A 15,893-nucleotide genomic window follows, 5' to 3' on the forward strand; every position below is an offset into this window, starting at 1 on the left:
TGACCGGCAGGTGTCTGGGTCGAGCTGACGCCCGACAGACCGGTCAGTTGGGGTGATGACCGGCAGCAGTTGGCCGGGTCCTGAAATTATCACGATCAATTTGATCGCCGAAAACCATCCATTCGATTCCACCTGGCACGAGAAATTTAGATGTAACCGCCACGGGCAGCTGATGGCCGAGGCTGTGTAAAAACGTGACGTTCATCACCAGCCGTGGGAAACGCGGTTCAAACGGACGACGTCTACGCGTTTAAAGTGGGGACTTTTACCGCTCATGCCGGTCAACTAAAGGTATGGGTGGGAATTTCTTCAGCCAACGAGCCCGATTTTCACGTTTTTACACAGCCTCGGCCGGGTCCTGACCTCGCCGAACGATATTCCAATGGCCGGTGCGACTTCAAACCTGCCGCTCAGGCGCCCACATCGCGTTGGCGTAACGAACGGCAGCTTCCACTGCGTCGGATGTTGCGACGAATGGCCGCTTCGAAAAAGCTCGACCGGCAGGTCTGAGTCCTCCTGCATGTCATGCCTCGCAGGCGCAGCCTTGCACTGCTGCTAGGTGAAAGCCGTCGCGTACCTTAGCGTAAGATTTCTTCCGTTTCGTGCGCGGACCCCATATAGGTCGCCAATGACTTCCGGTATAGCGCGAATTCCGATGGAGACCCATGCGCAAATGCACGCGGCCCGGCGTTGCCCGAATCGGCCTTCTCGCCGCCCGGCAAAGGCGTGCTGTGCCCCGGCCGGCCCGATCCGGTCGGCTCGCCTCGCTTCCGGCTTCGCAACGGGGCGCAGGTGCGCTGCGCCCTGGGGGGTGCCAATTGTCCACTGCGGACGTGGCATGTCGGGGCGTCGCTTGCCCCGCGCGTTCGCAGCAACCCCAGGTACGACATGGATATTCCCGCCCGCGGGGCTATATTCGAAAAGGGCGGTGCGGCGGCACCGGCAATCAGCAGCCAAGGAGGAGATGTCATGGATCTACTCGTAGAGCGTGTGGACGTCTGGGCGGCGACCATCGAGGACCGGCCCGGGGGATTGGCGGAGGCGCTGTCTGCGCTGAAGGACGCGGGCGCCGATCTGCAGTCGATCATCGCGCGGCGCTCGCCGGGCGAACCCGGCAAGGGCGTCGTATTCGTCACGCCGCTGGTGGGCGACAAGCAGATCGCAGCGGCCGCGGAGGCCGGATTCAACGTCACGCGAACGTTGCACTCGGTGCGCGTGGTGGGCCCCGATCAGCCGGGGGTCGCCGCGGAGCTGATGCAGAAGCTCGCCGACGGCGGCATCAATCTCAGCGGGTTCTCGGCTTCGGTGATGAACAGGCAGTTTATCGCGTATGTCGCGGTCGACTCGCTGGAGGACGCCAACAAGGTATTGAGCATCCTCGAACGCGCCTGAACCGGCGGTGTCGCCGGCGCGGGGTGTGGGGGGTCGGTGCGCCCGGAGTTGCGGGGAGGGCGGCATGCACCCGTTGCGCTTGCGGACAGTGCCCGGTCCTCGCAAGCGAGCCGGATCCCGCCTCGCGGATGTGTCGCCGGGCCGGACCGAATGCGGGGCGGCCGTCATGGCCCGGTGGTTCGGCGATGACCCGCGCCGCGGTGTCGTCCCCTATTCCGTCGCCTCCGCCGTCTCGCCGGCCGCAGGTGACGCGCGCAAAGGCGTACCGCACTTCGCGTGGCCGCCGGCCTTGCCGGCGCAGAGCCGCTGAAGATGCTGGCCGGGGTGCCCTTGTCCCGCTGGCCTCCCGGTTCATTCCGCGAACGGCTCGTCGCTCTTGGGAGCGTCTCGATGAAGACCCGCATCAAGACGAAGCGACTGCTCGCGGCGACTTCGGATGAATTTCGGGCCACATTGCTCGGTTTCGAACTCCCTGAAGAGGATGATGAAGACAATGAATGATTGATGCGTAGCTGCGGGAGCCCTGCTGCGCAAGCTCGGCGTTTTTCGCGGCATCTGACCCCCTCCAGGCCGCCTGCGGCACACCGCAATAGCGATCCGGGCCGGACGTTCGCTTGCCGTATCGCACCGGCCATCAGGCGAGCGGCTCTCGGAATACGCGAGGCAGGGAAGCGGGTACAGTGAGCGGGTTGGTTGGCAGATATCGGGAATGGGCTCTCCCCACACGGAAGGGAACTGGCATGAAGACGCTATTCATCATTCGCCACGCCAAGTCGAGTCGGGACGATACGGCGTTGGCCGACCGGGACCGGCCGTTGGCCGATCGGGGCAAGCGCGACGTGGTCGAGATGGGGAAGCGCTTGGCGAAGCGCGACGTGAAGCCCGATTTGATCATGTCGAGCCCGGCGGTGCGCGCGCTCGCGACGGCCGAAGTCATCGCAACGAGTCTCGGTTGCAAGCGCAAGGACATCGTGGTGAATGATCGGCTCTATGCCGGCGAGGCGGACGACTTGCTCGACGTCATCCGGGAGATTGGCGACAAGCACCAGCGCGTGATGCTGGTCGGTCACAACCCCGAGATGACCGAACTTGCGCATGACCTTTCAAGCGAGATATCCCAATTGTCGACGTGCGCCGTCGCCGAGTTCACGTTCGATGCCAAGTCGTGGTCGGATGTAGGAAAGGTCAGGCTTGCGCACGCGGCGCTCGACTATCCGAAGAAAGCATAAGGCCAGCCATCGGTGCCGACGAGGCGCTGAAGCTGGCCGAGGGGCGACGATGAGGAAAATCGGTGCATCGTTAGCCATTATGACTGCTCCACAACTCCTACGCCAAATGACCGGTTGCAGAAGCGCAGTTGTCGCCAGTACGGACTGGCGGCGTGGCTCGCCATCGGCCTTATGCAAAGCTTTCCATAAGGCCGAGTTGCAGGAATTGACCATCCGGCAGGTTTCAAGGTGCAGCAGTCGATCAGGTGGCGGCTTTGTGGATACGGCGTGCGGCAGCTGCTGGCTGGAAGTGTGAGTTCGAGGCGGGCACCATGAAGCTGACGTTCGCAAGGCGGCGAGCGGCATGCTGACCAGCCCCTCCGGCCGAGAACGTTGCGGTCATCCTGAAAATCCGATTGACAGCTTTAAGAGCAGGAAGCCGACTTCGACCTTGCAAACATCATCAGGCGAAGAGCTTTGGGCCGAGTGCTAACGGCGCCCGCAAGATAATCCTCAATGTGCTGCGCGAGGCCTTGTCCCACGGGTTGTCCTCAGGCAGGTCCTCAACAGGAAACCCTGCAGCACCCAAGCCAACCACCGCGTCTGACCGACAGTGGGATAGCCACCTCGAGTCCGATAGGCATTTCTCCAGGCTTGGGCAATCGGATAATTGCAGCAACACGAGTCTTCGCTGCTCCCGGACGAGCCGTGCGTCGGCGGAGCCTGCAGCCGCGTCGCGTCTATACTGCCTCGCCAAGATGGCCATCAGCGCAGATACGCGCTTGCCAAACTCCCTCTGCTCGGCTCTGGCCAAATCCATTATTTCGTCGGCCAGATTGTCCCAGTCCAACTTCGCCACCGCACGGTTTCGAAGCGCTTGGGCTTGGTCCACCGCCCATGCAGCAGCATCACCTGAGTAGGTTGGCCACGCTTCGCGGGCCACGTCGGGCATCGCCTCCCATTTCGGGTCGCGCGGGTAGGACAGGTCCTCCGACACTTCGAACGCCCCGTTCGCAATCCCGAGTCGCCGACCGGTGTCGCGGGACTCCGGAACCGACTGTCGGTAAATCAGCTCGGGGTCCAGGCGGATGTCGCCCGGCCAGCACACCGCGCCGCTGGCGACGAACGCCTGGGCGAACAACTCCCGCTCCCGCAGTGATGTGAAAACGCCCGAAGAACGTCCCACTAGGCCGGACATCTCGAAGAGGCCAATCTCGCCACTCTCGAACATTACCCTCAGCGTGTAACCGGGCAAGGCTTCCACTGCGACAACGTCGAGTCGCGAAGCAGGGCGCGAAGGATTGCTATCAGCGGACCGCTCCACGCGTGCGACGCGGGCGCTCCCCTCGAGAGGCAGTTGCACGACACCAAGCTTCAGTCCCAGGACGCCGAGCAAACTGCTGAGCTCTTCAATAGTCCCCGTGGACGTGCCGAGCTCGATGCCCTCGATAACCGGGGCGGGGACCCGATAGACCAGCTGATACCGCTCGTTTCTCCGCTTCTTCTGTTGCTGCTGGTAAATCGCCTCGATGGCCGAGTCGAAGGTCTTGACCTTTCGGATCTTGGGGCTCTTGATGGAGCAGTACCGTCCGCGCGGATTGTCACCGAAGGCCCAGCCGGCTTCGTCCGTGCTCCACCCGCGTGTCCCCCTGCGCTGCGGGGGGCTGTTGTGATTGGCGCATCGGAGTCTTCGACGAAGTATCCGAAGACGTAGACGACGAGGTAGCCCTTCATTTGGTGGCACCTGAGTTGGACGTTGCGGGGAGCGCTGCGGGCAAGAGGCCGGCTTCACGTTGTCGCCCTCGGACGGGAGGGGGCCGCGATCCCTGGCTTTCGGCCCGGACAGCAATCATAACCGGAGGACCAGCGAAATCCATGCTGCATTACCCGGACCGCTTGAGGAATGTCTGAAGTGCGGTATCGTTGAGCCGCGACATCTGCGTTTGACGGTCTTTCGAAGCGTAGAAGAGGAGATGTGAATGGACACGAAGCATGGGCCCGCCGGCCCGGATGAGAGGCTGTTCGAGCTCTACGACGAGGTCGCCCGGGCTGCTCTCGAGCGACCCGCGATCTTGAAAGCCGGCGAGGAGGCGCTACGACGCTTGCTGCCGGTGGCTCAAGGCAACTCGGGTCAGTGCAGGGTGGTCGCCGGTTTTCTTCTTGGCCTGTACAACGGGCAGCGTTTCCGTTTCGACCTCACCGATTTGAGGCTCCTCGACCGACAGGTATTCGAGGACTGCTTGACGGTGCTTCGCATGGATTACGCCCCGGCCCGGGAAGTGCACAGCTACTTCCCCAATGGCAGTGAGATCTTCGAGCGCCTGGTGCAGGACTGGCGTCTGGGTAAGCGCGAAAGCTGACCGTCAGTCTGTCGGTCAGGCCGCAGCCGTCAGGTGATCGGCGGGGTAGGGCAGCATGAACGAGGCTGATCGGTCGGCGGGCGCATCGAGCCAGTCTTCGTATCGGTCCTCGGGCAGGATCACCACCATGCGCTTCTCGTCATCGGGCTTGTGGTAGTTGCGCATGAGCGGATGCGCGTCGGCGTTGATGGTGAGCATGGTGAAGCTATGGATATCTTCTCCTGTTCTGGACCTCCACAATGCCCACAGGCCGGCGATGCCCATCGGTTTGCCGTCGGCCCGAGCGATCCTGGTCGGAACGGCTTTCCCGGAGCGCCAGTCCGGCTCGTAGATCGCCTCGGCCGGGATGATGCAGTGTTGTGCCCGCTTCCACACATCCCGAAAGCTGGGCTTGGCCGCGACCGTCTCGGATCTTGCGTTATACGTGCGCCTGGCGATCTTCGTGTCCGGTGCCCAGTGAGGTACCAGGCCGAAGGAGCCGAGGAGGGCCTCGCGAGGCGGTACCGCATCATCCCCGACCTCTCCGAACTCGTCTCGCCGAATGAAAGGCGCCAGGTACCCGGGCCACACGTCGTACTTCCACGATGCGAGGGCATCCTCGATCGCGAACTGGACCTGGAGCGTTTGACTGTCCTCCACGGACTGGTAGTGGCTGCACATGAGTGACTACAAGGGGACTTACCACTTCCGCCGGTGGCCTGTTCGGCCCGGCATCGAAGTGCCAAGATTGAAGTGTTGAATTTCAATCTGGAGAAGCGAAAGGGGAAGTCCAAATGAATGCTACGACGGTTGGGGTGGATCTGGCAAAGAACGTGTTCGTGGCCTGCGTGGCCGACGCGGTGGGTCGTGTGATCGAGACGCGTGAGTTCAATCGCGCGGGTTTCCTGGCGTGGCTGTCGACGTTGCCCCAGGGCACGGTGGTGGGTATGGAAGCCTGTGGTGGGGCGCACTGCTGGGGACGAACGATGCAGGCGCTGGGGCTCGAGCCCCGCTTGATGGCAGCCGAGTTCGTGCGTGCCTATCGCAAGCGCCAGGCGGTCAAGAACGACCGCGCCGATGCGGCGGCGATCGTGGCCGCGCTGTGCGCGCCGGGCATGCGTTTTATTCCGATCAAGACTGAAGCCCAGCAGCAGCGGCTCGCCTGGCACAGCTTGAGGCTGGGCTGGATCGAAGAGCGCACCGCGCTCTTGAATCGTATCCGCGGCGCGCTCGCCGAGTTCGGCATGGTGGTCGAGGCCGGAGCGGCCCGCCTGCGACGCTGGCTCGCCGAGCATGAGTTCGACACCGCACAGCCGGCCCCGATTCGTCTCCTGATCCAGAACGTGCGCGATCAACTCGACGCACTCGATCTTCGCGTCGCCGACTGTGATCGGCAGATTGCCGTCCAGCAGGCCGAAGATCCTGCCGCCCGACGTGTGCGCGATCTGCCCGGCGTCGGGGGGCTCACCGCCGACGCGGTCACTGCCAGCGTGGGCAATGCGCAGCTGTTTCACAACGGGCGCCAATTCGCCGCTTGGCTCGGGCTCACCCCGAGCCAGTACTCGAGCGGCGGCAAACCCAAACTCGGACGCATCACCCGACGCGGTGACGACTATCTGCGAACCTTGCTGGTGCAGGGCGCGAGGAGCGTGCTCGCGGCCACCTTGCGCAAGGCCCGCCGCGCGCCCGACGCGCTCACCCGTCTGCAGCAGTGGTTCGTGAGCCTGAACGGCCGGGTGGGTTACCACAAGACCCTGGTGGCGATCGCCAACAAACACGCCCGCCAGTTGTGGGCGGTATTGGCTAAGGGCGAAGACTACAACCCCGAGGCCTGGCGCCAGTGGGGCGAAGTGGCCGCGCCGAAACCGTCCGTGTGAGCATGGTGCGGTACGTTCAGTAATGACAGCCTGACTGCGCAGCAGCGATAGGCAAAACAGGTCAGACCGACCGGCTGAGAGCCTGGCTAACCTGATGGCCGACCAACAAGGGGGTCGCGGCTGATCCCCGCGCCCCGGTCGAGCCGACGAGTGATTGAGGCCAGCCGGTGCGGTTAATCGCAGGGCCCCGGCGCACATGCGTCGAACAAGGCCGATTGGGGAAAGGCAGTCTGTTCTGTCCTTGTCCATCGCGATGCCGTCAGTCGAGAACCGGTCACGCCCGGGCGTGATCAGCAGGAGATGAAGATGAGCGCATGATCAACGGGCGGCTCGGCCTGCGGCCGGTCTGCAAGGAAGAGGTTGACGGGAAGTCCCTTGGGGAAGTTTAGGACAATGAGGTTGAGATGTTGTTTCCAAGCTTGTCAGAATGGTAGCGAGCTCGAGCGGTGCGGGGGAGGGCTAGGATCGCACACCGTCACGCGATGCCCACGGGGCGATGGATGCCCCGCAAAGTAGGCGCGAGCCCGGCGCGTGACTACCGCGACACTGCACGCTGGGCGGAAACGCTGCATCGGCAATGCAGGATGTCGACGGTCTGCTATGGATGTCGGGCCGGCGGGACCGGGACCGCGCCGTCGTGTTGTTTGGAGACCGGGTTGCCGATGCGCTGACAGGCCATCGGATCGGCGGTCCGCTGCGGCAAAACGATGCGCTGCGACAGGCCATTCTTGCCGTCGCACTCAAGGCCGGGATCGAAGCCTCCTAATTGTGGGTGGGTGACGACGTCCATTTGCAGCGAACATCGCAGTAGAGCTCGCTCACCCTACCATTCGAAATCTGGCCAAGTCTCTCCCTTTCCCACGAATGCCTCGGGCGTAATAACACCGCGCGGGGCGCTGACGCCCGGCTGAAGCAGTAAGCTGTACATTGGATCAAACGTCTCCAGCAGCTTCGGAAGTACCTTCAGTCGCTGTTTGGCGGGCAGTTCGATGAAGTAGATGCACCGGCTGTCGAGGACAGTGTCGAGATGCGTGTAGGTCGCGGCTCCAATGCACCGGATCCGATGGATAACTTCGTCAGCAAACACCGGCATGGCCCCGCGAACGGCAGATTCCACAACGTGCTCAAGCTCGTACATGATCACCTGGTCGAGCTTGTTGGTCGGGATATAACCCATGGCCCGGCGCAGAACACCAATCTGGACCAGAAGCGCAGGCCATAGAATCTCGACCCCGTAGATCCGGCAGCGGTCGCTTTCGGAGTCGCTGCGGTCCTGGCTGCGGTGGCCTTCGAAAGCCTTGCGCAGATCATAGGCCAGCCCCATGACGAAGCCTTCCTTGTCCTCGATCTAGTCGCTCCCGTCAACGATATGAACGATGAACGAGCGTAGACGATCGAGTGCAGCAAAGTCGCCCCATAGCGCGATGCCCGCATGATGCGGCGTTAGTTTGTATTCCAGCATCTTCCTTATCCGTTTGGGTGCCTGCCTTTGTGTGCGCAATACCGCAATATACCGCTCATTTGTCGCATCATCGTTCGTTCCGGTTGGTCATTCTGCATGTTCCAACTGTCATTAAGGGTTTGCTTGTCGTGGATAAACATGAGACCTGCTGGTGTAAGGGGGTGGTGCCGGCAAGCGACCAATTCCCAGAAGCGATGATCGCGATACTGTCGAGGAGGGCGCCGTGAGACCTTTGCAAAACGACGTCGGACGACTCGTGCGGCGGCGGCCGGCGATCTTCGAACGCCTCACAAGCGCGGCCCGCCGCCGCGGTGCGGCGGTCGAAAACAGCTTCATCGTCACTTCCGCGCGGGCAGACTGCAACAAGCTCATCTGCTGCGGGGCGGACCGCTGCCTGCTCGTCCGCGGTCCCCGGTGTGGCGGCGAAATGCGGATCATCGCCTTCATTACCGAAGGCGCGGCGATTCGCGAGGTCCTCGGCCATCTGGGCGAATCCACCTCGCCGCCGCACCTTCTGCCGGCACGCGGGCCGCCCCTGTGGGAGATGCCAGGCGGGTTCGATCCCCAGTTTCAACCTGCATCGGACTACGAGTTCGATCAACGGATCGCGTGCTAACTGCTAACCGGTCAAAAACCGACGAGCGCGCATCGCCCGCCTTGAGGAGTTCGTGCCTGAGGGCGTCCAAGCGATCAAAACCACCGCTCGCACGGTCTCAGGCACGATGCAGCAGACTCCCAAACGGGGGTTTCAGGGCTTGCGCTCGTCAATTCCGCGATTGACCACGGTTCAATGGCCCCGGATACTCTTGGAAAATGGCATTGAATTTCCTATCCTTGAACACCCCCGGCAGCGTGGAGTGGAAGTTGGGCCAGCCGGTGCCGCTGTCGTGAACAAGGCCAGATCGCACGCGACGCACACATAGGGGCCCTTGCGCTTCTCGTCGTTGAGCGGGCTGGTCCACGGCGCCTCGGTGCCCTCCCGGCGCAGCACGTCGAACTGCGCCGGCGAGAGCAGCGCCTTCCATTCGGCGTCGGACTTCTCGATCCTCCCGATCATCGCCCCCTCCGCCCCGTCATTGCGCGCGGCGAAGCTGCGCACGAAGGGATCGCGCGCGGCGCCGATCAGGCCGGTCAGGACATAACGTTGTTTCATGGTCCTTCCTCCTTCCGGCTCGGGTCCGGTACCACACTCCCTGTATCCGACAGCCGGATCGCCCCTTTGTCACCGCCGGGTGCAACGGCCCTCAATTCAGGATGAGGTTCGCGTCGGGCGGCGGCGCCGACGGCGGATCCAGTGCGGACGGCAACGAACGATCACGGTGACGGGCCATGCGCGCAAGGCGGCATTCCGGCAGGTTTTTGCAACGCAACAAACGGCCCACGGATGCGGTCGCCAGGAATCGGGGCCAGGCCGGGCGGCGGCATGCCGGCGCAAGCCCGCCAGCACTATTGCTTTAGTATTATTTCTGCGCACAAATGGCGTAAAATAAGAATAATCCGATGGACGCATGGCGTTGCGGCCAGCATTCAGTAAGACTATTCTTAGATTGAGGATAGCTCACAGCCGGAGTCTCCGTAAGGGCCAGGAAGAAACGCTGCAACGCAAGATGCATCCCCGTCCGCTCGCGGTCGCCCGGGAGGCACCATGCCCGGCAGGCGTCGTCTCCTTGCGGCAAGCGGCGGTTTTGCACACAACGGGAGTGGCGGTTGAGCATAGGCCAGATGGGGCTCGAGTTCGGAAACGGTCGCGCGGCCTTCCTCGCCACCGTACCTGCGGGGCGGAATCACCGTCAGCTCGCACTCGCCGCCGTCGCGCTGTCGTTCGCGTTCTTCGTCGCCGCGGCGCCGTTTGCGAAAGTCCAGCTGGCGCAGGTGTGGGCATTCATCCCGGTGTATCAGTCCGCACTCGTGGTCAATAACCTGATCACCGCGGTGCTCGTGTACGGCCAGTTCAGGATCCTGCGCTCGCGGGCGCTGCTCGTGCTCGCCGCGGGCTATCTGTTCACCGCCTTCATGGCGATCGCCCACGCGCTGAGCTTTCCGGGCCTGTTCGCGGCCGGCGGCCTGCTCGACGCCGGTCCGCAGACGACGGCGTGGCTGTACATGTTCTGGCACGGCGGCTTCCCGCTGTTCCTCATCGCCTATGCGCGGATCAGCGAGTGGCCCGCAGGCGACGCTCATCGCCACCGGGCCGGCCGCGAAATCCTGCTCAGCCTCGTCACGGTGCTGCTACTCGTGTTCGCTGCGGTCCTGCTGGCGACGAGCGGGCGCGCGCTGCTGCCGAACATCATGAGCGGCAACCGGTACACGCCGACGATGATCGTGGTGGTCTCGAGTACCTGGGCGTTCAGCCTGCTGGCCCTGGCCGCGCTGTGGCGCAAGCGTCCGCATTCGGTGCTCGACCTGTGGCTGATGGTCGTCGCCTGCGCCTGGCTGTTCGATATCGCCCTTGCCGCGATGCTCAATGGCGGCCGCTTCGATCTCGGTTTCTACGTTGGGCGGATCTATGGCCTGCTCGCGGCCAGCTTCGTCCTGGTGATGCTGCTGCTCGAGAACGGGGTGCTCTATACGCGACTCGAGCAGTCGCATGCGCGGGAGCGTGAAAGGTCCGCCGATGCGCGGCGGCTCGGCACCGAACTCGAGGCCGTCAACCGCACGCTGGCGGAACGGAACCGCCAGTTGGAGGAAGCCAGCGTGCGCAAGTCCGAGTTTCTCGCCAGCATGTCGCACGAACTGCGTACCCCGCTCAACGCGATCATCGGCTTCTCGGACGTCCTCAAGGATGGCTTGAGCGGCCCGCTGAGCGAGCAGCAGCGCGACTACGTCACCGACATCTACACCAGCGGGCGGCACCTGCTGGCGCTGATCAACGACATCCTCGACCTGTCCAAGGTCGAGGCCGGCAAGATGTCGCTCGACCTCGAGGTGGTCGAGGTCGGCATGCTGCTCGAGAGCAGTCTGTCGATCATCCGCGAGAAGGCCGCGAGTCACCGGATCGAACTGGTGCGGCAGATCGAACCCGGTCTCGGCGCATTGCAGCTCGACCCGCGCAAGACCAAGCAGATCGTCTACAACCTGCTCTCGAACGCGGTCAAATTCACCGCCGACGGCGGCCGTGTCCGCCTGTCGGCACGCCGCGTCGGACGCGATGCGGTCGTGCACTGGCACTCCACGCAACCCGCGCGGGTCCGGGGCCCGCTGCCGGACAGCGAGTTCGCCGAATTCCTGCAGATCACGGTCGAGGACGACGCGATAGGCATCTCGCCGGCCGACGCGTCGCGGCTGTTCCAGCCCTTCTGCCAGCTCGACGCATCGCTGTCGCGCCGCTACGAGGGCACCGGCCTCGGGCTGGCGATGGTGATGAAACTCGCCCAGCTGCACGGGGGCAGCGTGGCGCTCGCGAGCGAACCGGGGCGCGGCAGCTGCTTCACGGTGTGGCTGCCGTGGCGCAGCGTAGTGTTCGACAAGGTCAGCCGCCCGCCGCCGGTGCAGCCCCGCGACGACGGCCGCCCGCTGGCGCTGGTGATCGAGGACGACCCCTCGGCGGCCGAGCTGCTGCGCCTGCATCTGGACGGCGAGGGCTTCCAGGTCGCGCTCGCCGGGGATGCCGAGGCGGTGCCGCTGTGCGTGGGCGAGCGCCGGCCGCAGCTCATCGTGCTCGACGTGCTGCTGCCCGGCATCGACGGCTGGACCTACCTGGCCGCGATCAAGCGTGCCGGTTCGCCGTGGGTCGACATCCCGGTGGTGATCGTCTCGATCGTCGCCGATGCGCGCAAGGGCTATTCGCTCGGTGCGGCGCAGGTGCTGCAGAAGCCGGTGAGCCGCGACGAACTCACCGCGGCGCTCGATCGCGTCGCGCTGCGCAGTCCACCGGCCCCGGCGTTGACCGTGCTGGTGATCGACGACGACCCGAAGGCGATCGACCTGCTGACCGCCTGCCTCACCGGCATCGTCGGCCGGGTGTTGCCGGCCCATGGCGGCAGGCAGGGCATTGAGCTCGCGCGCCGCGAACGGCCGGACCTGATGATCCTCGACCTGCTGATGGCCGACGTCAGCGGGTTCGACGTCGTCGAGGCGCTGAAGGGCGACCCCGAGACCGCCGCGATTCCGGTCATCGTTGTCACCAACAAGGACATCACCGCGGAAGACAGGCGCCAGATGAACGGCCATGTGAGCGCCATCCTCGAGAAATCCGCGTTTACTCGGGAACGCTTCGCCGCCGAGGTTCGCCGGGCCCTGTACAACGAATGGCAGCGTGAGGTCACATGATGACAACGACCGTGCTCGTGGTCGAGGATACCCCGGCCAACATGAAACTGGTGGTGATGCTGCTCGAGCACGCCGGCCATCGCGTGCTGTGCGCGGAGAACGCGACCGACGGCATTGCCCTGGCGCGTGAGCAACTGCCTCCACTGGTGCTGATGGACATCCAGTTGCCGGGCATGGACGGACTCGCGGCCACCCGCATCCTGAAGGCGGACCCGGCCACCCGCGACATCCAGGTGGTCGCGCTGACCGCCTTCGCGATGACGGGCGAGGAGGAGCGGATCCGTGCCGCCGGGTGCGACGGCTACATCGCCAAGCCGATCGACTACAAGCTGTTCCTCGCCGAAGTGACACGGCGGCTGCGGCCAGCCGGAGGGCCCACGCCGTGACCGAAGCCGGATCCAGGACCGTGCTCGTCGTCGACGACGATGCGTTCAACCGCAAACTGCTCGAAACGATCCTCGCGCTCGACGGCTACCAGGTCCGCAGCTGCGATTCGGGCATGGCGGCGCTCGCGGCGATCGCCGAGCACTTGCCGGACGCGATCCTGCTCGACGTCATGATGCCGGGCATGGACGGCTTCGAGGTCGCACGCCGGCTGAAGGCACACCCGACGGCGAGCAAGGTGCCGCTGATCATGGTCACCGGTCTCGACGACGAAGCCTCGCGCAGGCGACTTGCCGGCGCGGGGGTCGACCAGATCCTGACCAAGCCGGTTGATCGCTGGCAATTGAAGACGCGGCTGGCGGCACTGCTCCACCGTGCAGGAGACCCTGATGACTGATGCCAAGCTTGCCCGCGATCTGCTTGCCGCGCCGGAGAAGCTCGAACGCCTGCTCGGCCTCCATGCGATGCTAAGCCGCATCAACCGCAGCATCGTCCGCGCCGAGAACCCGCACGACCTCTATCTCACGGCCTGCCGCATCGCGGTGGAGGACGGCGGCTTCACCGCCGCCTGGATCGACATCGTCGAACCCGGGAGCGAGCGCATTTTCGCGGTCGCCCGGGCCGGCGCACCGATCATGTCCGCGCGCGGCCCGGACCACGCCGGAGCCGAACGCGCCGGCCCGCAACCGAGCCTGAGCGCAATCCGCGACCGGCAGCCGTGCGTGATCGACGACGTCGGCGGCGACGAGCGCCTGCAGCCCTGGCGCACCGAGCTCGACCAGGCCGCGGTCCGGGCGCTGGCCGCCTTCCCGCTGACCCAGGATGGCGACACCATCGGCGCCTTCGTCATCGCCGCCGACGAAGCCGATGCCTTCGACGCCGAACGCACCCCGTTGCTGACCGAAGTCGCCGGCGATGTGTCCTTCGCCCTCGAGGTCATGCGCCGCGAGGAAAAGCGCGCCGTGGCCGAAAGCAAGATCCAGTACCTCGCCTACTACGATGCACAGACCGGCCTTCCCGGCCGCGAACTGTGGATCCAGCGCTTCGCCGCGACCTGCGCCGCGCGCAGCCCGGTCGCGGTGTTGGCGGTCAACCTGCGCAGCTACCACGGCGTGCTGCAGGGCCTGGGCCAGGCGCAGGGCCCGGACCTGGCCCGGACCGTCGCCGCCCGCCTCGAACAACTGTTGCCGACCGCCGCGGTCGGGCGCATCACCGAATCGGAGTTCTGCGTCGTCGTCGACGATGCCGACGCCCTGCACCTTGTCGAGGAAGCGGCCTGGTCCATCGGCACCGCACTCGCCAAGGCGATTCACGTCGGCGGTCACGAGGTCTTCCTCGACCCCTTCATTGGCATCGCGCTATTCCCGAACGACGGCGATGCGCCCCACGAAACGCTGAATGCGGCGCTGGTCGCCGCCGGCAGCCCGCAGGACTCCGCCGACCGTTACCGTTTCTACGCGCCCGAGCTCGACCGGCGCTCACAGCAGCGGCTCGAACTCGAAGCGGCGCTGCGCCATGCCCTCGAACGGGGCGAGTTCCTGCTACATTACCAGCCGCAGGTCGATCTCGAAAGCGGCCGCATCGTCGGTGCCGAGGCCCTGGTACGCTGGCAGCGCCCGGGCAGGGGACTGGTGCCGCCGCTGGAGTTCATCCCGCTGCTCGAAGAGACCGGCCTGATCGTGCCAGTGGGCGCTTGGGTGCTGGAGGAAGCGTGCCGCAGCGCAAGGCGCTGGCAGGATGCCGGTCTGCCGGCGCTGCGGATCGCGGTCAATCTGTCCGCCCGCCAGTTCCAGGATTGCGACATCAGCGCCCTGGTGCAGAAGGTGCTGGGCGAGACCGGGCTCGAGGCGCACTGGCTGGAACTGGAAATCACCGAGAGCATCGTGCTGCGCAATGCCGACGCCGTCACCCGCACCCTGAACCAGCTGCGCGGGATAGGGGTCAGCCACTCGCTCGACGACTTCGGCACCGGCTACTCGTCCCTGAGCTACCTGCGGCGCCTGCCGGTGTCGCGGATCAAGATCGATCGCAGCTTCATCACCAACGTCACCTCCGATCCGCACGACGCCGCCATCGTCCGCGCGGTGGTCGGCATGGCGCACAGCCTCGGCATCAGCGTGATCGCCGAAGGGGTCGAGACCGAGGGCCAGCTCGGTTACCTGCGCGGCCTGAGTTGCGAGGAGATCCAGGGCTATTACTTCAGCCGGCCACTGCCGGGCGACGACTTTGTGGCGCTGCTGAAGAGCGACCGCTGCCTTGCGCCGAAGACGAGAACGGTCGGCTCCGAACGCCTCCTGCTGCTGGTCGACGACGAGCCGAACGTGCTCGCCGCCGTGCGCCGGCTGTTGCGCCCGACCGAGATCGAGGTGCTCACCTGCGCCAGCCTCGCCGAAGCCTTCGAAGTGCTCGCGACCCGACAGGTCGGCGTGATCGTGTGCGACCAGCGCATGCCGGCGATGACCGGAACCGAGTTCCTGCGCCGGGTCCGCAAGCTCTACCCCGCCGTGATCCGCATCGTGCTGTCGGGCTATACCGAACTGAACTCGGTGATCGACGCGGTCAATCGCGGCGCGATCTTCAAGTTCCTGACCAAGCCATGGGACGACCAGGTGCTGCTCGAAAGCCTGCGCGACGCCTTCCGCATGTACGAGATGGACCGCGAAAACCGCGAACTGTCGCAGCGCATCGAGGAGTTGATGGCGCGCGGACGAGCATCGCTGTGACCGCGCGCCTCACTACGGCCGCCAGCACGCGCAGGTGCGAAACGAATGTCGGGTGTGCGCCTGCTCACTGGGCCTCAGGTACAGCGCCTTCGCCGAGTATTGCTATCCCGACAACCACAGCAATCTCGCGCGCTATCGTTACGACGGCCACCAGTTCATGCTGGGAATGGACGCGGCATTCTGAGGCGCCCCTCCCGCTACGTCTTCCGTTCAACCTGGTGTAGCGTTGTAGTCTGTTC

The 15,893-nt window shown here is 64.8% G+C and carries 15 protein-coding genes and 1 pseudogene; 12 read left to right on the forward strand and 4 right to left on the reverse strand.

The window, feature by feature from the left end:
- Positions 1–888: 888 nt before the first annotated feature.
- The 3 genes from AC3A35_RS24490 (at position 889) to AC3A35_RS24500 (ending at position 2,621) form a co-directional block, all read left to right on the forward strand.
- Positions 889–1,392, forward strand: a complete 504-nt coding sequence (locus AC3A35_RS24490) for an ACT domain-containing protein (RefSeq protein WP_487439158.1) — start codon at positions 889–891, stop codon at positions 1,390–1,392.
- A gap of 276 nt (positions 1,393–1,668) precedes the next feature.
- Positions 1,669–1,893 (forward strand): hypothetical protein, encoded by a 225-nt coding sequence (locus tag AC3A35_RS24495; RefSeq protein WP_487439225.1) that lies wholly within the window; start codon positions 1,669–1,671, stop codon positions 1,891–1,893.
- Between the two features lie 239 nt (positions 1,894–2,132).
- Positions 2,133–2,621, forward strand: coding sequence for a SixA phosphatase family protein (locus AC3A35_RS24500; RefSeq protein WP_487439159.1), 489 nt, complete (start codon positions 2,133–2,135; stop codon positions 2,619–2,621).
- A 442-nt stretch (positions 2,622–3,063) separates the two neighbouring features.
- On the opposite strand, the gene AC3A35_RS24505 is transcribed toward AC3A35_RS24500, so the two are convergent.
- Positions 3,064–3,864 (reverse strand): DUF29 family protein, encoded by an 801-nt coding sequence (locus AC3A35_RS24505; protein WP_487439160.1) that lies wholly within the window; start codon positions 3,862–3,864, stop codon positions 3,064–3,066.
- A gap of 715 nt (positions 3,865–4,579) precedes the next feature.
- On the opposite strand from AC3A35_RS24505, the gene AC3A35_RS24510 reads away from it, so the two are divergent.
- Positions 4,580–4,960, forward strand: a complete 381-nt coding sequence (locus AC3A35_RS24510; protein WP_487439161.1) for a DUF7673 family protein — start codon at positions 4,580–4,582, stop codon at positions 4,958–4,960.
- A 15-nt stretch (positions 4,961–4,975) separates the two neighbouring features.
- Here the strand turns inward: AC3A35_RS24510 and AC3A35_RS24515 are convergent, their stop codons facing one another.
- Entirely contained in the window at positions 4,976–5,620 is a 645-nt protein-coding gene (locus tag AC3A35_RS24515) for an SOS response-associated peptidase (RefSeq protein WP_487439162.1), read from the reverse strand.
- A gap of 113 nt (positions 5,621–5,733) precedes the next feature.
- On the opposite strand from AC3A35_RS24515, the gene AC3A35_RS24520 reads away from it, so the two are divergent.
- Together AC3A35_RS24520 and AC3A35_RS24525 are read left to right on the forward strand one after the other, a co-directional pair.
- Positions 5,734–6,816: an IS110 family RNA-guided transposase gene (locus tag AC3A35_RS24520; protein WP_487439163.1), complete on the forward strand. Its 1,083-nt coding sequence runs from the start codon at positions 5,734–5,736 to the stop codon at positions 6,814–6,816.
- A 577-nt stretch (positions 6,817–7,393) separates the two neighbouring features.
- On the forward strand, positions 7,394–7,582 hold the full coding sequence (locus tag AC3A35_RS24525) for a hypothetical protein (protein ID WP_487439164.1): 189 nt from the start codon (positions 7,394–7,396) through the stop codon (positions 7,580–7,582).
- A 57-nt stretch (positions 7,583–7,639) separates the two neighbouring features.
- Here the strand turns inward: AC3A35_RS24525 and AC3A35_RS24530 are convergent.
- Positions 7,640–8,278 (reverse strand): annotated as a pseudogene (locus AC3A35_RS24530) (DUF6904 family protein).
- A gap of 223 nt (positions 8,279–8,501) precedes the next feature.
- On the opposite strand from AC3A35_RS24530, the gene AC3A35_RS24535 reads away from it, so the two are divergent.
- Positions 8,502–8,894: a hypothetical protein gene (locus tag AC3A35_RS24535; protein ID WP_487439165.1), complete on the forward strand. Its 393-nt coding sequence runs from the start codon at positions 8,502–8,504 to the stop codon at positions 8,892–8,894.
- A gap of 171 nt (positions 8,895–9,065) precedes the next feature.
- Here the strand turns inward: AC3A35_RS24535 and AC3A35_RS24540 are convergent, their stop codons facing one another.
- Positions 9,066–9,431, reverse strand: a complete 366-nt coding sequence (locus AC3A35_RS24540) for a peptide-methionine (R)-S-oxide reductase (protein WP_487439166.1) — start codon at positions 9,429–9,431, stop codon at positions 9,066–9,068.
- 554 nt (positions 9,432–9,985) lie between these two features.
- On the opposite strand from AC3A35_RS24540, the gene AC3A35_RS24545 reads away from it, so the two are divergent.
- From AC3A35_RS24545 to AC3A35_RS24565, 5 genes are read left to right on the forward strand one after another with little or no spacing between them, the layout of a single operon-like run.
- Positions 9,986–12,547 (forward strand): response regulator, encoded by a 2,562-nt coding sequence (locus AC3A35_RS24545; RefSeq protein ID WP_487439167.1) that lies wholly within the window; start codon positions 9,986–9,988, stop codon positions 12,545–12,547.
- Complete coding sequence (locus tag AC3A35_RS24550) at positions 12,544–12,933, forward strand: response regulator (RefSeq protein WP_487439168.1); 390 nt, start codon at positions 12,544–12,546, stop codon at positions 12,931–12,933. The genes AC3A35_RS24545 and AC3A35_RS24550 overlap by 4 nt, the downstream gene beginning before the upstream one ends.
- The gene (locus AC3A35_RS24555) at positions 12,930–13,328 is read left to right on the forward strand and encodes a response regulator (RefSeq protein WP_487439169.1); all 399 of its coding nucleotides are present in this window, start codon (positions 12,930–12,932) and stop codon (positions 13,326–13,328) included. The genes AC3A35_RS24550 and AC3A35_RS24555 overlap by 4 nt, the downstream gene beginning before the upstream one ends.
- The gene (locus AC3A35_RS24560) at positions 13,321–15,654 is read left to right on the forward strand and encodes an EAL domain-containing protein (protein ID WP_487439170.1); all 2,334 of its coding nucleotides are present in this window, start codon (positions 13,321–13,323) and stop codon (positions 15,652–15,654) included. Before AC3A35_RS24555 ends, AC3A35_RS24560 begins: the two co-directional genes overlap by 8 nt.
- A 34-nt stretch (positions 15,655–15,688) precedes the next feature.
- Entirely contained in the window at positions 15,689–15,838 is a 150-nt protein-coding gene (locus AC3A35_RS24565; protein ID WP_487439171.1) for a hypothetical protein, read from the forward strand.
- Positions 15,839–15,893: the final 55 nt, after the last annotated feature.

Source organism: Azoarcus sp. Soil_N_20, from assembly GCF_057656155.1.

Bases quoted from the DNA above. Each gene is read 5' to 3' on its own strand.
- AC3A35_RS24490 (WP_487439158.1), top strand. From the start codon at position 889: ATGGATATTCCCGCCCGCGGGGCTATATTCGAAAAGGGCGGTGCGGCG.
- AC3A35_RS24500 (WP_487439159.1), top strand. From the start codon at position 2,133: ATGAAGACGCTATTCATCATTCGCCACGCCAAGTCGAGTCGGGACGAT.
- AC3A35_RS24510 (WP_487439161.1), top strand. From the start codon at position 4,580: ATGGACACGAAGCATGGGCCCGCCGGCCCGGATGAGAGGCTGTTCGAG.
- AC3A35_RS24515 (WP_487439162.1), bottom strand. From the start codon at position 5,620: ATGTGCAGCCACTACCAGTCCGTGGAGGACAGTCAAACGCTCCAGGTC.
- AC3A35_RS24520 (WP_487439163.1), top strand. From the start codon at position 5,734: ATGAATGCTACGACGGTTGGGGTGGATCTGGCAAAGAACGTGTTCGTG.
- AC3A35_RS24525 (WP_487439164.1), top strand. From the start codon at position 7,394: ATGCAGGATGTCGACGGTCTGCTATGGATGTCGGGCCGGCGGGACCGG.
- AC3A35_RS24540 (WP_487439166.1), bottom strand. From the start codon at position 9,431: ATGAAACAACGTTATGTCCTGACCGGCCTGATCGGCGCCGCGCGCGAT.
- AC3A35_RS24550 (WP_487439168.1), top strand. From the start codon at position 12,544: ATGATGACAACGACCGTGCTCGTGGTCGAGGATACCCCGGCCAACATG.
- AC3A35_RS24560 (WP_487439170.1), top strand. From the start codon at position 13,321: ATGACTGATGCCAAGCTTGCCCGCGATCTGCTTGCCGCGCCGGAGAAG.